Source organism: Ruegeria atlantica (assembly GCF_013032005.1).
In the GTDB taxonomy this organism is placed as follows: Bacteria; Pseudomonadota; Alphaproteobacteria; order Rhodobacterales; family Rhodobacteraceae; genus Ruegeria; species Ruegeria atlantica_A.
Genome location: NZ_WQBE01000008.1, coordinates 26,451 through 43,325 on the forward strand (window position 1 = coordinate 26,451; position 16,875 = coordinate 43,325).

16 protein-coding genes are annotated in these 16,875 nt (G+C 58.6%); 11 read left to right on the top strand and 5 right to left on the bottom strand.

The window, feature by feature from the left end; genetic code table 11:
- Positions 1–4 precede the first annotated feature (4 nt).
- Positions 5–349, top strand: a complete 345-nt coding sequence (locus GOX21_RS14795; RefSeq protein WP_170351102.1) for a hypothetical protein — start codon at positions 5–7, stop codon at positions 347–349.
- Here the strand turns inward: GOX21_RS14795 and GOX21_RS14800 are convergent.
- Positions 346–1,404 (bottom strand): transporter substrate-binding domain-containing protein, encoded by a 1,059-nt coding sequence (locus GOX21_RS14800; protein ID WP_170378209.1) that lies wholly within the window; start codon positions 1,402–1,404, stop codon positions 346–348. The two genes, GOX21_RS14795 and GOX21_RS14800, sit on opposite strands and share 4 nt — an antisense overlap.
- A 209-nt stretch (positions 1,405–1,613) precedes the next feature.
- On the opposite strand from GOX21_RS14800, the gene dapE reads away from it, so the two are divergent.
- The 3 genes from dapE to rnr are packed head-to-tail and all read left to right on the top strand — an operon-like array spanning position 1,614 to position 5,638.
- On the top strand, positions 1,614–2,753 hold the full coding sequence (dapE, locus tag GOX21_RS14805) for a succinyl-diaminopimelate desuccinylase (RefSeq protein ID WP_170378211.1): 1,140 nt from the start codon (positions 1,614–1,616) through the stop codon (positions 2,751–2,753).
- 3 nt (positions 2,754–2,756) lie between these two features.
- Complete coding sequence (locus GOX21_RS14810; protein ID WP_170378213.1) at positions 2,757–3,332, top strand: TIGR04282 family arsenosugar biosynthesis glycosyltransferase; 576 nt, start codon at positions 2,757–2,759, stop codon at positions 3,330–3,332.
- 47 nt (positions 3,333–3,379) lie between these two features.
- Positions 3,380–5,638 carry a ribonuclease R gene (rnr, locus tag GOX21_RS14815; protein ID WP_170378215.1) on the top strand — a complete coding sequence of 753 codons (2,259 nt, stop codon included), beginning with the start codon at positions 3,380–3,382 and terminating at the stop codon, positions 5,636–5,638.
- Here rnr and GOX21_RS14820 read toward each other — a convergent pair.
- On the bottom strand, positions 5,629–6,015 hold the full coding sequence (locus tag GOX21_RS14820) for a DUF1801 domain-containing protein (protein ID WP_170378217.1): 387 nt from the start codon (positions 6,013–6,015) through the stop codon (positions 5,629–5,631). The two genes, rnr and GOX21_RS14820, sit on opposite strands and share 10 nt — an antisense overlap.
- A 111-nt stretch (positions 6,016–6,126) precedes the next feature.
- On the opposite strand from GOX21_RS14820, the gene GOX21_RS14825 reads away from it, so the two are divergent.
- Entirely contained in the window at positions 6,127–7,425 is a 1,299-nt protein-coding gene (locus GOX21_RS14825; protein WP_170378219.1) for a lytic murein transglycosylase, read from the top strand.
- A gap of 576 nt (positions 7,426–8,001) precedes the next feature.
- Positions 8,002–8,265 carry a hypothetical protein gene (locus GOX21_RS14830; RefSeq protein WP_170378221.1) on the top strand — a complete coding sequence of 88 codons (264 nt, stop codon included), beginning with the start codon at positions 8,002–8,004 and terminating at the stop codon, positions 8,263–8,265.
- A gap of 109 nt (positions 8,266–8,374) precedes the next feature.
- Here GOX21_RS14830 and GOX21_RS14835 read toward each other — a convergent pair whose 3' ends face one another.
- A complete protein-coding gene (locus GOX21_RS14835; protein ID WP_170378223.1) occupies positions 8,375–9,772 on the bottom strand; it encodes an aspartate aminotransferase family protein in 1,398 nt (465 codons plus the stop codon).
- A gap of 75 nt (positions 9,773–9,847) precedes the next feature.
- Positions 9,848–10,531 carry a GntR family transcriptional regulator gene (locus GOX21_RS14840; protein WP_170378225.1) on the bottom strand — a complete coding sequence of 228 codons (684 nt, stop codon included), beginning with the start codon at positions 10,529–10,531 and terminating at the stop codon, positions 9,848–9,850.
- Between the two features lie 140 nt (positions 10,532–10,671).
- Here GOX21_RS14840 and GOX21_RS14845 point away from each other — a divergent pair, with 140 nt between their 5' ends.
- From GOX21_RS14845 to GOX21_RS14865, 5 genes are read left to right on the top strand one after another with little or no spacing between them, the layout of a single operon-like run.
- Positions 10,672–11,757 carry a polyamine ABC transporter substrate-binding protein gene (locus GOX21_RS14845; protein WP_170378227.1) on the top strand — a complete coding sequence of 362 codons (1,086 nt, stop codon included), beginning with the start codon at positions 10,672–10,674 and terminating at the stop codon, positions 11,755–11,757.
- A 56-nt stretch (positions 11,758–11,813) separates the two neighbouring features.
- Positions 11,814–12,953, top strand: coding sequence for an ABC transporter ATP-binding protein (locus GOX21_RS14850; RefSeq protein ID WP_170378229.1), 1,140 nt, complete (start codon positions 11,814–11,816; stop codon positions 12,951–12,953).
- On the top strand, positions 12,953–13,843 hold the full coding sequence (locus tag GOX21_RS14855; protein WP_170362382.1) for an ABC transporter permease subunit: 891 nt from the start codon (positions 12,953–12,955) through the stop codon (positions 13,841–13,843). Before GOX21_RS14850 ends, GOX21_RS14855 begins: the two co-directional genes overlap by 1 nt.
- The gene (locus GOX21_RS14860; RefSeq protein WP_170351089.1) at positions 13,840–14,658 is read left to right on the top strand and encodes an ABC transporter permease; all 819 of its coding nucleotides are present in this window, start codon (positions 13,840–13,842) and stop codon (positions 14,656–14,658) included. The genes GOX21_RS14855 and GOX21_RS14860 overlap by 4 nt, the downstream gene beginning before the upstream one ends.
- Positions 14,655–15,956: an NAD(P)/FAD-dependent oxidoreductase gene (locus GOX21_RS14865; RefSeq protein WP_170378232.1), complete on the top strand. Its 1,302-nt coding sequence runs from the start codon at positions 14,655–14,657 to the stop codon at positions 15,954–15,956. The genes GOX21_RS14860 and GOX21_RS14865 overlap by 4 nt, the downstream gene beginning before the upstream one ends.
- On the opposite strand, the gene GOX21_RS14870 is transcribed toward GOX21_RS14865, so the two are convergent.
- Complete coding sequence (locus GOX21_RS14870) at positions 15,951–16,793, bottom strand: phosphotransferase family protein (protein ID WP_254428566.1); 843 nt, start codon at positions 16,791–16,793, stop codon at positions 15,951–15,953. The two genes, GOX21_RS14865 and GOX21_RS14870, sit on opposite strands and share 6 nt — an antisense overlap.
- Positions 16,794–16,875: the final 82 nt, after the last annotated feature.

The following is a 16,875-nucleotide window of genomic DNA, read 5'->3' on the forward strand; positions in this document are numbered from 1 at the left end:
CGCCATGGAAAAGCAAAAGAAACCCTCGCGTCAGCAAGTCTATACCCTGCTTGTGCAGATCGGCCGCAAGGATGGCGATGGCCTGCCCGACGGCGCGACCGGCGCGGCGCTGATGTGTTTCGCCAGTGGCGTGGATGAGGCCGAAGCCGTGCGCGAGACCGTGGCGATCCTGAAACAGGCAGACACCGCGCCGCTGGACGTCACCGGCTATGGTACATTGGCCGAGCGAGAAGCACAGGGCCATGACATTGACGCCGACGAGCGCGCGCTGATGCAGCGGGCATTGGATGAAAACGCGGTCATAGTCGCGCAGATGACGCCGTTTTTCGGCGATGAGGAGCAGGGTTAGTTCCGAACCCCGAACCACTTGCGGTATATCTCGTCATAGGTGCCGTCTTCACGCAGCGACAGCAGCGCCTGATTGACGTCCTCGACCAAGGGTGATCCCGTCGGGAAGGCGATCCCGTAATTCTCTCGCAAGAACACGCCGCCGGTCACCGATGCGATCCGTCGTCCTTCGTGCGAGGCATAGTAAGACAGGATCGGCGCGTCAAAAACAACCGCGTCCAGCTCTTTGTCCTTGAAGGCGGTCAGCATCTCATCCAGACCGGAATATCCGGTAAACTCGATCTCGCGCCGGTTCAGGAAATTTGCGGCGGTCGAGTTCGAAATCGTGCCCACCTGTTTGCCATACAGATCGTTGACCGAATTCACGTTGCCGCTGATCGCATCCACCGTCATGACCGAGGTGATGCGCGCGGTAAAAACCGACACGATGAACAGGGATGACACCACCAGAACCACGCCCAGCACACGGCCAAACGGGGTGCGCGGCATGCGTTCTTCGAACCCGCCATTGACCACCAGGTTCAGCGCCCACCAGAAGGACGGGAACCATGCCTCATTCAATTTGCGGTCGAAATAGGGCTGCGAGCGGCGCTCGAACCCCCACATCAGCATGCCACCGCCCAACAGGATGGCAAAGGCCAGGCCAATGGCGATGAACAATTCGGTCGACAGCAACGCATGCAGCAGCGAGGGCCGGCGTGCGGCCTCGGACGGGACCATGATCTGCAAACCGGCCTCAAAGATCGGCTGGCTGAAATCCATCTGCGTTTCGCGCGCCGCGGTGATCGAGATGTTGGCGATGGCCAGATCGGCGGTACCGTCCTGCACTGCACCCAGCATGTCGCTGAACGCCTCGACCCGGTTGACCGAATAGTCCCAATCCAGCGACTGGGCCAGCGCCGCCAGCAGATCCATGGAAAAACCGGTCTGTGCCCCGTCTTCGACATAGGAAAACGGAGGGCGGGTCACGGTGGTGACGTCCAGTGTCTGCGCCTGGGCTTGTTTTGCAAGCGTGGCGAAGGTCAGGCAGATCAGTGCGAATAGGGCGCGTATCATCGTCAGTTTACCTGTTTGGCGCGGCTCTAACGCAATTTTGACGGGTGCGGCAAGGTGGTCGCGGGGTCAAGGTCCGTGTTTTATTGGGGTATCGGCGCGATACAAACAGAAAAAAGCCCGTGGAATCGGGCGTGCGGGGGTTGGCAATCGGCCCAATTCGTTGAATCTGTGCGCGAACCAGCGCCCGAATGAAGCAAAGAGGTCTCACCATGACAGATCCGGTAGAATTGACAGCGGACCTAATCCGTTGCCCATCGGTCACACCCGAAGAAGGTGGCGCGCTGGTGTTGTTGGAAAAGTTATTGTCGGATGCGGGGTTCGATTGCACGCGGGTCGATCGCGGGGGTGTCGCCAACCTGTTCGCGCGCTGGGGCAAAAAGGGCCATGCGCGCAGCTTTGGGTTCAATGGCCATACCGATGTTGTTCCGGTCGGGGATGAAGCCGCCTGGACCATGCTGCCCTTTGGGGCGGAAATCCGCGACGGCGTGATGTACGGGCGGGGGACGACCGACATGAAATCCGGCGTGGCGGCCTTTGCGGCAGCGGCGGTGGATTTCGTGCAAGACACGCCACCAGACGGTGCAGTCATTCTTGCCATCACCGGGGATGAAGAAGGTGATGCCGTGGACGGCACGACCGCGTTGCTGGATTACATGGACCGCGCCGATGAACGGATGTCGGTCTGTCTGGTCGGCGAACCGACCTGCCCGAACACGATGGGTGAGATGATGAAGATCGGGCGTCGTGGCTCGATGACGGCGTGGTTCACGGTGACCGGTGTACAGGGGCATTCGGCCTATCCGCATCGCGCCAAAAACCCGTTGCCTGCAATGGCGCGGCTGATGCACGACCTGGCCAGTCATGAGTTGGATCAGGGCACGGATCATTTCGATGCCTCGACGCTGGCCGTTGTGAATATCGATACCGGAAATACAGCAACCAATGTGATCCCGGCGCAATGCCGTGGGGCAGTGAATATACGGTTCAACGATTTGCACTCGGGTGCAAGCCTAAGCGACTGGTTGCGGGCCGAAGCGCAGCGTTTGGCTAAGGCATATGACGTCGAGGTCGATGTCAAAATCAAAATCTCAGGCGAAAGCTTTCTGACCCCTCCCGGCCCGCTCTCTGATCTGGTGGCGCAGGCTGTTGAGGCGGAAACAGGTGTTCGTCCTGAGATGTCCACTACAGGTGGCACCTCGGACGCGCGGTTTGTGAAAAACCACTGCCCGGTGGTCGAATTCGGCCTGGTCGGTCGCACGATGCATCAGGTGGATGAATGCGTCGAGGTGGCGCAGATCGACCAGCTCAAGGCGATCTACACGCGCATCCTGCGGGATTATTTCGCCTGATCCATGCAGCGGACTCTGGTCATCATGGTCAAGGAACCGCGCCCGGGGCGGGTAAAGACCCGTTTGGGTCGCGATATCGGCATGGTCGGCGCAGCCTGGTGGTTTCGGCATCAGACACAGTCGTTGATCCGGCGGTTACGTGATCCGCGCTGGCAGATTGTCCTGGCGGTCTCCCCGGACCGCGAGGGGCTGAACAGCCGTATCTGGCCGGTGGATCTGCTGCGAGCGCCACAGGGGAACGGTGATCTGGGCGATCGCATGGGCCGGATGTTGCGGGACATGCCAAAAGGTCCGATCTGTTTAATTGGTGCGGATATTCCCGGCATCACGCGGTGGCATATTGCGCGGGCGTTCAAGGCGCTGGGCTCGGCGCAAATGGTGTTCGGGCCTGCGCCGGACGGGGGCTACTGGCTGGTTGGCGCGCAACGCTACGGGGCAATGCCCACGAACCTGTTCCGCGATGTCCGCTGGTCCACGGAACACGCACTGGCCGATACTCTGGTCTCAATCCCCGGAACGCGGGTGGCTTTTCTGGATCATCTGCGTGACGTGGACACGGTTGCCGATCTGAAACCCTGATCTTTTTTAGTCATGACGCCGTCGCATCCCCGTGATACGCCGGACTTATGACTCGCATCCCTACCAAGCAAGAGGTCCTCGATTGGATCTCGGCGAACCCCACCCTGACCTCGAAACGCGATATCGCCAAAGCCTTTGGCATCAAGGGTGCAGATCGAATTGATCTGAAGCGTATCCTCAAAGAACTTGAGGCTGAAGGGCATCTGGAAAAGCGCAAGCGCAGCTATCGTGACCCGGACCGGTTGCCGCCGGTCAGCGTGTTGCAAGTAAAGGCTCCGAATGCCGATGGTGACCTGTTCGCGCGCCCGCTGGAATGGCATGGTGAAGGCGTTGAACCCATCGTTCTGATCGTTGCGCGCGCCAGCGATCCGGCGCTGGGCGAAGGCGACCGTATCCTGGCTCGCCTGACAGTGGTACATGAAGAAGACCACAACTACGAAGCGCGCTTGATCCGACGTATCGGAACCAATCCGCGCAGGATCGTCGGTATCTTCCGCAAAAGCGCCGAAGGTGGACGGATCGTCCCCATCGACAAGACCGGCTCGACCGAATGGCTGGTGCATGACGGTGCGGTACTGGGCGCCAAGGATGGCGAACTGGTCGAGGCCGAACAGGCAGGCCCCAAGAACCGCATGGGTCTGCCGCGCGCCCGTATCGTCGAGCGGCTGGGTGACCCATCGGCACCCAAGGCGGTGTCGCTGATCGCGATCCACCAGCACGGTATCCCCGACGATTTCCCTGATAAGGTGATTGCCGAGGCCGATAAGGCCAAACCCGTCGGCCTGAAAGGGCGCGAAGACCTGCGGGACATGCCGCTGCTGACCATCGACCCCTCGGACGCGCGCGACCATGACGACGCCTGTTATGCGCACGCGGATGAGGACCCGAAAAACCCCGGCGGTCATGTGATCTGGGTCGCCATCGCGGATGTTGCTGCTTATGTGCAGCCGGGAACCGCACTGGATCGCGAGGCGCGAAAGCGTGGTAATTCCAGCTATTTCCCGGATCGTGTGGTGCCGATGTTGCCGGATCGCCTGTCCGGCGATCTGTGTTCGCTGCACGAAGGCGTTCCGCGCGCCTGTATCGCCGTACGGATGCAGATCGACGCAGACGGCAACAAGATCGAACACCGGTTTGTGCGGGGCCTTATGCGTTCGGCCGCTTCGCTGCACTATGCCGAGGTGCAGGACGCCATTGACGGTAACCCGAATGACCGCACCGGACCTTTGTTGGAAACTGTTCTGAAACCGCTCTACGCCGCTTATGCGGCCCTGAAGAAGGCGCGTGCCGAACGGCAGCCGCTGGAGCTGGACCTGCCGGAACGCAAGATCGTCCTCAGCGACGCGGGCGAAGTGACCAGCGTGGCGTTCCGCGACCGGTTGGACGCCCATAAGCTGATCGAGGAGTTCATGATCCTCGCCAATGTCGCCGCCGCCGAGACCCTGATTGCCAAGCGCCGCCCGCTGCTGTTCCGCGTGCATGAAGAGCCCGCGCCTGAGAAACTGGAAAGTCTGCGGGAAACGGCGCAGGCCGCCGGTCTTAATTTGGCCAAGGGCCAGGTTCTGCAAACCCGGCATCTGAATGCGCTGTTGAACGCCGCCGCCGGGACCGAGGATGCCGAGTTGATCAACCTCAGCACATTGCGGTCGATGGCGCAGGCGTATTACAACCCGGAAAACTTCGGGCATTTCGGGCTGGCGCTGCGGAACTATGCGCATTTCACCTCGCCCATTCGTCGCTATTCTGACCTGATCGTGCATCGGGCGCTGATCACGGCGCATGGTTGGGGTGACGACGGTCTGACCGAGGATGAAATCGCCAGGCTGGAAGAAACCGCCACCCATATTTCGGACACCGAGCGGCGTTCGATGATGGCCGAACGGGATACGACAGATCGCTACCTGGCTGCCTATCTCAGCGAGCGCGTAGGCAATGAGTTCAGTGGCCGTATCAGTGGTATCGCCCGGTTCGGGGCCTTTGTGAAAATGGACGAAACCGGTGCGGATGGTCTGGTGCCCGTCCGATCACTCGGGCGCGAATTCTTCCATTTCGACCGTGAGGCAGGGACGCTGATGGGATCGGACACCGGGCTGATCATCGCCATCGGACAGCGTGTCACCGTGCGTCTTGCCGCGGCGACGCCTGTGACCGGCGGTTTGGAACTGGAATTGTTGTCCATTGACGATCAGGCCCTGCCACGGGGACGCGGTGCGAAAGGGCGGCCAACCCGACGCAAAGCGGTTAGCAACAAGCGCAAGAAAGACAAGATCAAACGCAAGGTCGAACGCAAACGCCGTCAGAGGTGATAGGTCAGCGCCCGCGCAATCAGCCAGCCATGGCGCGTCGGGTCGATCTGCGCGGGGTCGTCAAACAACACGGCCCTGTTGCCATCCAGCCGATCCTCTTCGGGAAAGGCCGAGGTGAAATCACCCATCAACCGGCTTTGGCAATGGACGAACAGGGCAAACTGCGCGGCCTTATGCGTGCCAATCCGGATTGTTGAACCCTTTGGGGCCAGATAGGCGGGCTGACCCCAGCGCAGCGATTCCTGCAAAGGCTGCGCGTCGGGCGAGGACGCGGCGGTGTCAAAGATCAAGTCACGCAGGGCAAGCGCTCCGGCACGAGCATCAATTGGCAGCGCGTCAAATGCGGCGGCAACTTTTGGATCGTCAAAGGGTGTCATCTCAGCAGCTTATTCCGTTTGGCCGGGCGCGTCAGGCATTTTGACTTGAGCGCTTTGTGAATCTCTCACTTTGCGCTATCCTGAGGGCGAGCAGTAATCAGGAATTTCGGAATGCGTAAATGCGTAAGTGGCATCATAGCCGCTGCATTATGGGCATCCATTGTGCAGGCGGAATCCCACAATTCAGCGGATAGGTCACAGACCTTTCAGCTGGCCTCGGCTGATATAACCGTGTCCCTCCGACCGGTCGTGCGGCCTTCAGCTAAGGAGTATCGGGTGTCGACCGAAGGAAACGCGCGGTTTCAGGCGTGGCTGGGGGCGTTCCGCGAACGGGCAGAACAACAGGGCATTTCAGTCGCGACGCTGGACCGGGCGCTGGCGGGCCTGACCTATGACAAAAAAATCATCGAACGGGATCGCAATCAGGCCGAGTTTTCAAAACCGATCTGGGAGTATCTGGATGCCGCTGTGTCAGACACGCGAATCCGCAACGGTCGCGCCGGGCTGGAACGCCATCACGCGACCCTGACCCGGATCGAGGCGCAATATGGCGTCGAGAAAGAGGTTGTAACGGCGATCTGGGGGCTCGAGACCTCGTTCGGGACGTTTAGGGGCAGTGATCAGACCATCCGTTCACTGGCGACTCTGGCCTTTGACGCGCGGCGGGCGCAGTTCTTTGAAACTCAGTTGATCGCGGCTTTGCGGATCGTTCAGGCCGGGGATGTCAGTGCCGGGAATATGGTCGGCAGCTGGGCGGGTGCGATGGGTCACACGCAGTTCATGCCGACCTCATACCTGGATCACGCGGTGGATTTCGATGGCGACGGGCGGCGCGATATCTGGTCCGAGGACCCGACCGATGCGCTGGCCTCTGCCGCCGCCTACCTAGCGCGGCACGGCTGGACCAAGGGTCAGCCTTGGGGTGTCGAAGTACGTTTGCCGCAAGGGTTCGACTATGCCGTGGCCAAACGGGGTTATACATTGATGCCCTCTGACTGGGCCGCGCGCGGCGTGTTGGGTCGCAATGGTACGCCGGTGCCGGATTACGGACAGGCGGCCATTCTATTGCCCGCCGGAGGGCAGGGCGTGGCGCTGATGATCTTCGACAATTTCGGCGTGATCGAGAAATACAACGGTGCCGACGCCTATGTGATCGGTATCGGCCATCTGTCCGACCGTCTGGCCGGCCAAGCGCCGTTTCAAGCCAACTGGCCGCGCGGTGACCGGGTGCTGAGTTTCACCGAGAAAAAGGAACTTCAATCCCGCCTGACTGAGGCTGGCTTTGATACGCAGGGCATCGACGGGCGCACCGGACCAAACACGACCGACGCCGTCCGCGCGTATCAGTTGGCGCAGGGGCTGCTCCCGGATGGATATGCCAGTTTGAAACTATTAGAGCGGTTGCGGTGATAACGAACGGGTCCTGTACAGTGTTTAGGTGCGTGGTGCGGACATTCTCTCAGTTTTTGGCTTTATGGGATGAGTAACCTCCCGACTACCGGCACTCACTACGATAGACGGGAGGTGGACCCAGCAGTTTAGCGGGTCGCGACGCCAGTAGAGGTAATAAAAAACTGGACCGCATTCATATATTTGAATCTAAGATGCATCAAATCAAGTTTTTTATCGCGCGACAATTTTTATATTCCCGCGCGATGCGGTTGCAATGCTCGTGTGCTGAGCTTTGCTTAGCGCTGAAAACTGCTAGCTCGCCTGACAGAGGCTGGAACTGATACACAGGGTATAGACACAGGCGAACCGAGCCAAACACGACCGGCGTCGTACGAACGTACCAACTGTGCCGAATTTACTGCCGGATGATTTCGTCAGCTTGAATATGCAAGGGCGGCTTCAAACACTAACGTCACTGAGGTGTCTTAGTCTGAATCTTATGGTCTCGGCCGCCATTTTGTTGTGACTACCCGCCACGTATATTGCCGGTAGCTTCATCAATCCCAAGTGTGCCTCAAATGATGAGGCCGCACTATGACCGAAGACACACCACAACCAGCGCAGTACTATGACAAACACGACATCTGGACGTTGGATCCAACGTCCACGGACAAAGAGGTCTATGATGTCTTTGCTACCGAAGTCGCCAAACTTGTTCAGTTGCTGGATGAAAACGAGCCACTCATGTCGCGGGATTTTTACGCACGACTTTTTGTGTCACTATTGGGGTTGTCCCGAGTTTTGGGAGAGTACGATGATAGCTGGAGCCGGAGTGTCTATTCTCCGGACGAAATTTAGCTCTGTCACATATAACCTAATGAGGCAGAGCAAGACTCGGATCTTCAAAGCTAAGGGCGGTTGTTAATCCAACCGCCCCTTGCGTTTCGTAGTTACTCTGAACGCCGACCTATGCCGCCACCTTCATCAAGCCCTGCGCGATGATTTCGGCATGTGCCTCATCCAGCGACTTGTAAATCCGCACGAACATCTCGTCGATATCCGCAGGGGTCAGGATCAGCGGGGGTGAGATGATCATCCGGTCACCCACATGGCGCATGATCAGGTTGTTGGCAAAGCAGCGGTCGCGGCAGATATAGCCGACCGTGCCGGGGTCCGAGGCGAATTTGGCGCGGCTGGCCTTGTCTGGCGTCAGCGCGATCGAGGCCATCATGCCGACGATTTTGGCCTCACCGACCAGCGGGTGATCGGCCAGCGCCTCCCATTTCTCTTTCAAATAGGGCGCGGCCACGTCGCGGACGTGTTCGACGATCTTCTCCTCTTCGAGGATGCGCAGATTTTCCAGCGCAACGGCAGCCGCGACCGGGTGGCCGGAATAGGTGTAGCCATGGTTGAACTCGGTGCCGCCGATGACCTTGGCGATCTCATCACTGACGATGGACCCCCCGATGGGCGCATAGCCCGAGCTGAGCCCCTTGGCGATGGTCATGATATCCGGTCGGATACCTACGGTTTCTGAGCCGAACCAGTTGCCCGTGCGGCCAAATCCGCAAATCACCTCATCCGCGATCAGTAGGATATCGTATTTATCGCAGATCCGCTGAATCTCGGGCCAGTAGCTGTCGGGTGCCACGATCACGCCGCCCGCACCTTGCACGGGTTCGGCGATAAAGGCGGCAACGCGGTCTTCGCCCAGCTCCAGAATGGCGTCTTCCAACTCGCGCGCGCGGGCTAGGCCGAATTCCTCGGGGGTCATGGTGCCGCCTTCGGCCCACCAGTTCGGTTGGTTAATGTGGTGGATGTTGGGGATCGGAATGCCGCCCTGCGCGTGCATCCCGGCCATGCCCCCGAGAGACGCGGACCCCACGGACGAGCCGTGATAGGCGTTGTGGCGGCTAATGATGATGTTTTTATCGGGCTGGCCTTTTTCGGCCCAATAGGTGCGCACCAGACGGATGTTGGTGTCATTCGCCTCGGATCCGCCACCGGCGAAGAAGACGTGGTTCAGATCGCCCGGCGCCAGTTCTGCCAGCTTCGCGGCGAGCGCGATGACAGGCACATGGGTCGTTTTGAAGAAGGTGTTGTAATACGGCAGCTCGCGCATCTGGCGGGCGGCGACCTCGGCCAGTTCATCGCGACCATAGCCGATATTGACGCACCACAGACCGGCCATGGCGTCCAGAATCTCTTCGCCCTCGCTGTCGGTCAGATAGACGCCATTGGCGCGGGTGATGACGCGGGCGCCTTCCTGGCCAAGCGAACTATTGGCCGAGAACGGGTGCATGTGATGGGCAGCATCCAGCGCCTGCAATTCAGCGGTGGGCATGTGATTGGTGATAGTGGACATCCGGACGTCTCCTGCAAAAGCGGTTGGCATTTACAATATGATCAAATTTTTCCCTGTCAATCGAATCGCCAATTTCTAGCCGTCGGTCAGGGCGTCGGCCATCAGTTCCATCCCCTGTTCGATATCCTGAGCCGTGGCTTTTGCTGCCATTTTCGCATCTTTTGCGCGCAGCGCGGTGATAATGTCCTTATGCCGGTCCGGCAGACTTTGCGTGCCGAAACGGCCACAGACCACACGCAGAGACGGCCCGAATCTCAGCCAGAGCCGCTCGGTCAGATCAAGCAGAATTGGGGCGTCAGCAAAGGAATAGAGGGTTTCGTGAAACGTGTGGTTCAGATGCAGATAACCGCTGACGTCGCCGTCTGCGATTGTGCGGTCAAGCCGCTGATCGATCCGTTCAAGGTTTTCGATATCCGCGCTGTTCATATTCGCAGCCGCGCGGCTTGAAAGCTCTGATTCTATTGAAATTCTGGCAAATATCATCTGTTCAACATCTCCCGCCGACAACAGCGGTACACTGACCCTGCGGTTGCCCTGAAACACCAGCGCGCCATCCGAGATCAAGCGGCGAATCGCCTCACGCACGGGGGTCATTCCTACCCCCAGCGAATCAGTCAGCCCCTGTATCGTGACGGGCTGTCCCGGCACCAAGTCGCCGAACATGATCTGCGCTTTGAGGGTTTGATAGACCTGTTCGTGCGCGGGTCGTTTTTCGGTCTCTACCTTCGCGCTGGATGCCTTATTTTTGATCAAATCCAATTGGTTTGCCCCGTTTCCAGTGATGATGTCTTGCCAGGTTTCAGGCCTCGTGAAACCATACGCGGGATCGGGGGAAAACGCAAAACTTGATCAAATCCAAAAAAACGGGATTATACCCGTACACTTGCAGGGAGAAGAAAATGACAATCAAAACGCTGACCATGACAGCGGTCATCGCGCTGGGGACTTCGGCGGCCTTTGCCGAAGAGGTGCGTGTTTACAACTGGTCCGACTATATCGATGAGGAACTGCTGTCCAAGTTCGAGGAAGAAACCGGCCTGACGCTGATCTATGATGTGTTCGACAGCAATGAGGTTCTTGAAACCAAGATGTTGGCCGGTGGTTCGGGGTATGACGTTGTGGTGCCGTCCGGAACATTCCTTCAGCGCCAGATACAGGCTGGTGCATTTCAGGAGTTGGATTCGTCCAAACTATCCAACGCGGGCAACCTGTGGGACGTAATCCAGGAACGTACCGCGGGTTATGATCCCAGCAACGCGTATTCGATAAACTACATGTGGGGCACCACTGGACTCGGCGTGAATGTCGACAAAGTCAAAGAAGTGCTGGGTGATGACGTCGCCCTCAATAGCATGGATCTGGTGCTGAAGCCTGAGAACATGAAAAAGCTGGCCTCTTGTGGGGTGCACTTCCTGGACGCGCCAGCCGAGATGATACCAATGGCTTTGCAGTACATAGGCGAAGATCCTGATAGCCACGATCCTGACGTCATCAAGAAAGTCGAAGAGGTTCTGACTAGCGTCCGCCCTCACATCCAAAAGTTCCATAGTTCGGAATATATCAACGCATTGGCCAATGGAGATATATGCGTAGCCGTCGGCTGGTCGGGCGATATTCTTCAGGCACGCGATCGCGCAGCAGAGGCTGACAACGGTGTCAACATTGAATACCACCCATTTGCCGAAGGCTCGTTGATGTGGTTCGACCAGATGGCAATTCCGGCGGATGCTCCGAACCCAGAAGGTGCACACAAGTTCCTGGATTTTATTCTGGATGCCAATAACATGGCCGCTGCATCGAACTACGTTTACTATGCCAATGGCAACAAGGCGTCACAGGAGTTTCTTGTAGAAGACGTGATCGGTGATCCGGCGATCTATCCTGATGATGCTACCATGCAGAATCTCTACATCACGACGCCATACCCGTCGAAAACACAACGGGTGGTGACCCGTCTGTGGACCAAGATCAAATCGGGCACCTGACCGGTTATCTGCACAGGGCGGATTGGCCCGCCCTGTGCCATTTCCCAGATTGATGCATGGGGGCCGTTTTGAACTCTGACGTCTTTGAGCCGTGGAATGATCCACAGGCGAAACCTTTGATCCAGTTCCGGAATGTCACCAAACGGTTTGGTGAATTCACGGCCATCGACAACCTGTCTCTGGATATCTTCGAAAAAGAATTCTTTGCTTTGCTGGGGCCTTCGGGCTGCGGCAAGACCACCATGATGCGGATGCTGGCGGGGTTCGAAACGCCGACCGAAGGGCACATCATGTTGGGCGGTCAGGACATCGACCCGATCCCGCCGAACAAGCGGGCGGTGAACATGATGTTCCAGTCCTACGCACTGTTCCCGCACCTCAGTATCTGGGACAATATTGCCTTCGGCCTGCGCCGGGACAACATGCCCAAGCATGACTTGGAAGAGCGTGTCGAAGAGATGCTGCGCCTGACCCGACTGGAACAATTTGCCCGCCGCAAGCCGCATCAGATCTCGGGTGGGCAACGTCAGCGTGTGGCGCTGGCGCGGTCGCTGGCCAAGGCACCAAAGCTGCTGTTGCTGGATGAACCGCTGGGCGCGTTGGACAAGAAACTGCGGCAGGACACGCAGTTTGAACTGATGGACATTCAGGAAAAGACCGGCACCACCTTTGTGATCGTGACCCATGATCAGGAAGAGGCGATGACCGTCGCCAGCCGTGTCGCCGTGATGGATCAGGGCAAGTTGATGCAGGTGGAAACGCCGGATCGCATCTATGAAAACCCGAACTCGGTCTATGTTGCGGATTTCATCGGGGATGTGAACATCATCGAGGGCCGGGCGTCCGCCAACGGTGAAGACTCCTATCAGATCGACTGGGCCGAGGGGCAGGCACCGCTGACGGCAACCTCAGCAAATGGGTTTTCTAGCGGTCAGACCTGCCATCTGGCGATCCGGCCCGAAAAAGTGACGATCTCGGCGGATCGTCCGGCAGATGCGATCAACGCGGTGCAGGGCAAGGTGCATGACATCGCCTATCTGGGCAACCTGTCTACCTATCATGTCGAGCTTGCAAACGGCACGATCATCAAGGCGCAGACGGCCAATACCCGTCGAATCTCGCGCCGGTCGTTCACCTGGGAAGACCCGGTCTGGCTGTCTTGGACAGCGACGGCCGCGGTTCTGCTGGCCAGCTGATGCGCCGCGCGTTTCTAATTGCCGTTCCCTATGTCTGGCTGCTGGCGCTGTTTCTGGTGCCGTTCTTCATCGTTCTGAAGATCTCGTTGTCGGATACCGAACTGGCCATTCCGCCCTACACGCCAACACTGGACCTGTCGCAGGGCTGGGCCGGGATCAAAGAGTTCTTCAGCCAGCTGGATTTCGAAAACTTCGTCTGGCTGACCGAGGATGACCTGTATTGGAAAGCCTACCTGTCCAGCGTCAAAATCGCGGTGATCTCGACTTTTCTGACGCTGTTGGTGGGCTATCCGATTGCCTACGGCATGGCCCGCGCGCCGGTCGAGTGGCGGCCCACGCTGATGATGCTGGTGATCTTGCCGTTCTGGACCTCGTTCCTGATCCGCGTTTACGCGTGGATGGGGATTTTGTCGAACGAAGGCTATCTGAACCAGTTTCTGCTGTGGTTGGGCATCATATCGACCCCGCTGACCATTCTGAACACGCAATGGGCGGTCTATATCGGCATCGTCTACACGTATCTGCCGTTCATGATCCTGCCGGTTTATTCGTCACTGGAGCGTATGGACGGGTCCCTGATCGAAGCGGCTGAGGATCTGGGCTGCTCACGCCTGCAGGCCTTTTGGCTGGTGACTGTTCCGCTGTCGCGCCCTGGCATCATCGCTGGATGTTTTCTGGTGATGATCCCGGTGATTGGTGAGTTCGTGATCCCATCATTGCTGGGCGGCTCGGGCACATTGATGATCGGCAAGGTGCTGTGGGAAGAGTTCTTCTCGAACCGCGACTGGCCGGTGGCCAGCGCCGTGGCGGTGGTACTGCTGCTGATCCTTGTCGTCCCGATTGTGCTGTTCCAGCGCAACCAGCAAAAGCAGACGGAGGCCGAGCAATGAACAGGCTAAGCTGGTTCAACGCGGTGTCCCTGACGCTGGGATTTGCGTTCCTCTATATCCCGATGATCATCCTGATCATCTTCAGCTTCAATGAGAGCAAGCTGGTGACAGTCTGGGCCGGGTTCTCGACCAAATGGTATGGCGAAGTGATCCAGAACGAGGCCTTTCTGGATGCAGCCTGGGTGACCGTGCGCGTCGCGGTATTCTCATCCACATTGGCGACAATCTTGGGTACCGCCGCGGCCTATGTGTTGGTGCGTGGTGGGCGGTTCTTTGGTCGCACGCTGTTTTCCGGCATGATCTACGCGCCGCTGGTGATGCCCGAGGTTATCACCGGGCTGTCGCTGCTGTTGCTGTTCATCGGCATCGGGTTGGATCGGGGTATCCTGACCATCGTTCTGGCGCATACGACCTTTTCGATGTGTTTCGTCTCGGTCGTCGTGTCTTCACGCCTAGTGACCTTCGATAAATCTTTGGAAGAGGCTGCGCTGGATTTGGGCTGTTCACCCGCTCAGGCGTTCCGGCTGGTGACTTTGCCAATTATCGCGCCTGCGGTGATCTCGGGTTGGTTGCTGGCCTTCACTCTGTCGCTGGATGATCTGGTGATTGCGTCGTTCACTTCTGGGCCGTCGGCGACAACCCTGCCGATCAAGATCTTTTCGGCCGTGCGCCTGGGTGTCAGCCCCGAGATCAACGCATTGTCCACGATCATGATCGCGATTGTGACGGTGGGCGTTATCACCGCATCATTGGTCACAAAACGCGCGATGGTGCGGCAAAAGCAGGATGAAATGGCTGCTGCGCGTACCGAATGAAGCGGCTGTTCCCGGATTACACCTATGGGCCCGGCCCCCGGACCAACTGCTGGTGGGACGAAACGATTGCCAGCCCCGACTGGCCGGTTCTCAACGGTGAACAGAAGGTAGACGTCGCTATTGTTGGTGGCGGTTTCACCGGGCTGTCAGCGGCGCTGCATCTGGCAAACGCGTGTGTTTCGGTTGCGGTGCTTGAGGCCCAGACACCTGGTTGGGGCGCCTCGGGGCGCAATGGTGGCTTTTGCTGTCTGGGCGGATCAAAACTGAGCTACAGCGCAATGGTCCGCCAATTCGGTGAGGCGGCCGCACACAGTTATGATCAAGCTGAAATGGACGCGGTTCACCTTGTCGCTGATCTGCTGAAAACCAATGCCATAGATGCGGATGTGCATTCACAGGGTGAAACCCAACTGGCCCACACCCCCCGTGCGATGGAAAGGCTGAGCAAACGGGCCGAGGCCACGGGCACTTTGCACGCCCCAGATGATCTTCCCGGACTTGGGTTTGGTGGTCGGTTTTATGGCGGGTACACCAACCCGGTCGGGTTTGCACTGAACCCCAGAAAATACCTGTTCGGTTTGGCGCAAATGGCGCAGACACTTGGGGCCAAGCTGTTTCAGAACAGTGCGGTGCAGACAATTCGGAAGACGCAATCTGGCTTTGACTTGGAGGCAGCCTCGGGTCGGATCAGCGCCGCAAACGTTCTCATCTGCACCAATGGTTACTCCAGCGAGGACGTGCCGACCTGGCTGGCTGGCCGGTATATGCCTGTCCAATCCACGGTTCTGGTGACGCGCCCCTTGTCCGACGCTGACTTGCAAGCTCAGGGTTGGACATCTGACCAGATGTCTTACGATACCCGCCATTTGCTGCATTATTTCCGCCTGATGCCCGACCGACGGTTTCTGTTCGGAATGCGCGGCGGGTTGCGCGCGTCTCCGCAGGCTGAGGCGGCCATTCGCCGGAAGGCTCTGAACGATTTCAGGCAGATGTTCCCGGAATGGGCGTCGGTCGATGTCACCCATATGTGGTCCGGTATGGTCTGCCTGTCGCGAGGGTTAACGCCGTTTGTGGGTCCCGTGACGGATCAACCGGGGATGTTCGCCGGGTTTGCCTATCACGGTAACGGGGTGGCGATGGGGACCTATTGCGGACGGGCGCTGGCCCGGATGGTTTTGCAGCAAGAGACCGGGCTACCTGAACCCATAACACGTGTCCCGGCGCGGTTTCCGCTGGGACGCTGGCGGCGCGCATTGATGCCGCCGGCCTATGCCATGATGGGGCTATTGGACTTATGACCGCTCTAGCACCGCGCGTTCTAGTTCCAACCCCGTGGCATAGTCCGGTGACCCGTTTTCTATCCGCCACAAACAATAGGCCGCCATCCGCCAGGCATACCAACGACGCAGCGATTTGAACCGGTTCACGATGTCTGCGCGTCTGTACGAGGACAGAAACTGATTTTCTTCCTCAGGTGTCAAAGCTGACCCCCGGTACAGGTGCTGCATGGCGGGCGACACAAACAGTGCAATGTCTTCGCACGGATCGCCCTGCGCCGGGCATTGCCAGTCGATTAGGGTCAGCCCGGATGGCGCAACCAGAATGTTCCCCGCAACCGGGTCGCCGTGTATCAGGCAAGTCTGTTGGGTCGGTTGTACCTGTTCGTCAGGTTTTAGCTGTTCCAATTGGTGCCGCATGGCTGAGGTGCATCCGTCAAGGATGCTCTGGCCGTGCCGGGCCAGATCCGCACTGCCATTGCATCCGCGGGGCGCCGGAACCGACACATCCAGCCCATGTAGTTTGCCGAGCAATAGGGCAACGTCGGTTGTGTCCTTACGCCAGGGCGTACCCGGCGCGTGATCGTAAAACACCCATCGACCGTTTTGATGTTGACCCGCCGCGCGCAGACGCGGGGCAAACCCGGTCGGCTCCAACGCGGTTAGGCACTGCGCTTCCAACTCGGCATCGTTGCGAAACAATGGATTGCGCAACCCTGTTCGGTACAGTTTCAAAACCTTGCCGCCGTTCTCTTCCAGCACTTTCCAGACCTTATTGGTCCGACCGCCATACAGGGTTTGAAACTGTGCATCAGGTGCGATCAGCCTTCGGTGACGCAGGTCATCAACAAGATCCAAAGGGGGGAGTGTCGGGGCGGGCAGTGGGTTCACCAAAAAAAACGAGTCGCAGTTTGCACTGGTTTGGCCTGTCCCGCCCTGC

Bases quoted from the DNA above. Each gene is read 5' to 3' on its own strand.
- dapE (WP_170378211.1), top strand. From the start codon at position 1,614: ATGACAGATCCGGTAGAATTGACAGCGGACCTAATCCGTTGCCCATCG.
- GOX21_RS14845 (WP_170378227.1), top strand. From the start codon at position 10,672: ATGACAATCAAAACGCTGACCATGACAGCGGTCATCGCGCTGGGGACT.
- GOX21_RS14860 (WP_170351089.1), top strand. From the start codon at position 13,840: ATGAACAGGCTAAGCTGGTTCAACGCGGTGTCCCTGACGCTGGGATTT.
- GOX21_RS14800 (WP_170378209.1), bottom strand. From the start codon at position 1,404: ATGATACGCGCCCTATTCGCACTGATCTGCCTGACCTTCGCCACGCTT.
- GOX21_RS14825 (WP_170378219.1), top strand. From the start codon at position 6,127: ATGCGTAAATGCGTAAGTGGCATCATAGCCGCTGCATTATGGGCATCC.
- GOX21_RS14830 (WP_170378221.1), top strand. From the start codon at position 8,002: ATGACCGAAGACACACCACAACCAGCGCAGTACTATGACAAACACGAC.
- GOX21_RS14820 (WP_170378217.1), bottom strand. From the start codon at position 6,015: ATGACACCCTTTGACGATCCAAAAGTTGCCGCCGCATTTGACGCGCTG.
- GOX21_RS14810 (WP_170378213.1), top strand. From the start codon at position 2,757: ATGCAGCGGACTCTGGTCATCATGGTCAAGGAACCGCGCCCGGGGCGG.
- GOX21_RS14795 (WP_170351102.1), top strand. From the start codon at position 5: ATGGAAAAGCAAAAGAAACCCTCGCGTCAGCAAGTCTATACCCTGCTT.
- GOX21_RS14865 (WP_170378232.1), top strand. From the start codon at position 14,655: ATGAAGCGGCTGTTCCCGGATTACACCTATGGGCCCGGCCCCCGGACC.
- GOX21_RS14855 (WP_170362382.1), top strand. From the start codon at position 12,953: ATGCGCCGCGCGTTTCTAATTGCCGTTCCCTATGTCTGGCTGCTGGCG.
- GOX21_RS14850 (WP_170378229.1), top strand. From the start codon at position 11,814: ATGGGGGCCGTTTTGAACTCTGACGTCTTTGAGCCGTGGAATGATCCA.
- GOX21_RS14835 (WP_170378223.1), bottom strand. From the start codon at position 9,772: ATGTCCACTATCACCAATCACATGCCCACCGCTGAATTGCAGGCGCTG.
- rnr (WP_170378215.1), top strand. From the start codon at position 3,380: ATGACTCGCATCCCTACCAAGCAAGAGGTCCTCGATTGGATCTCGGCG.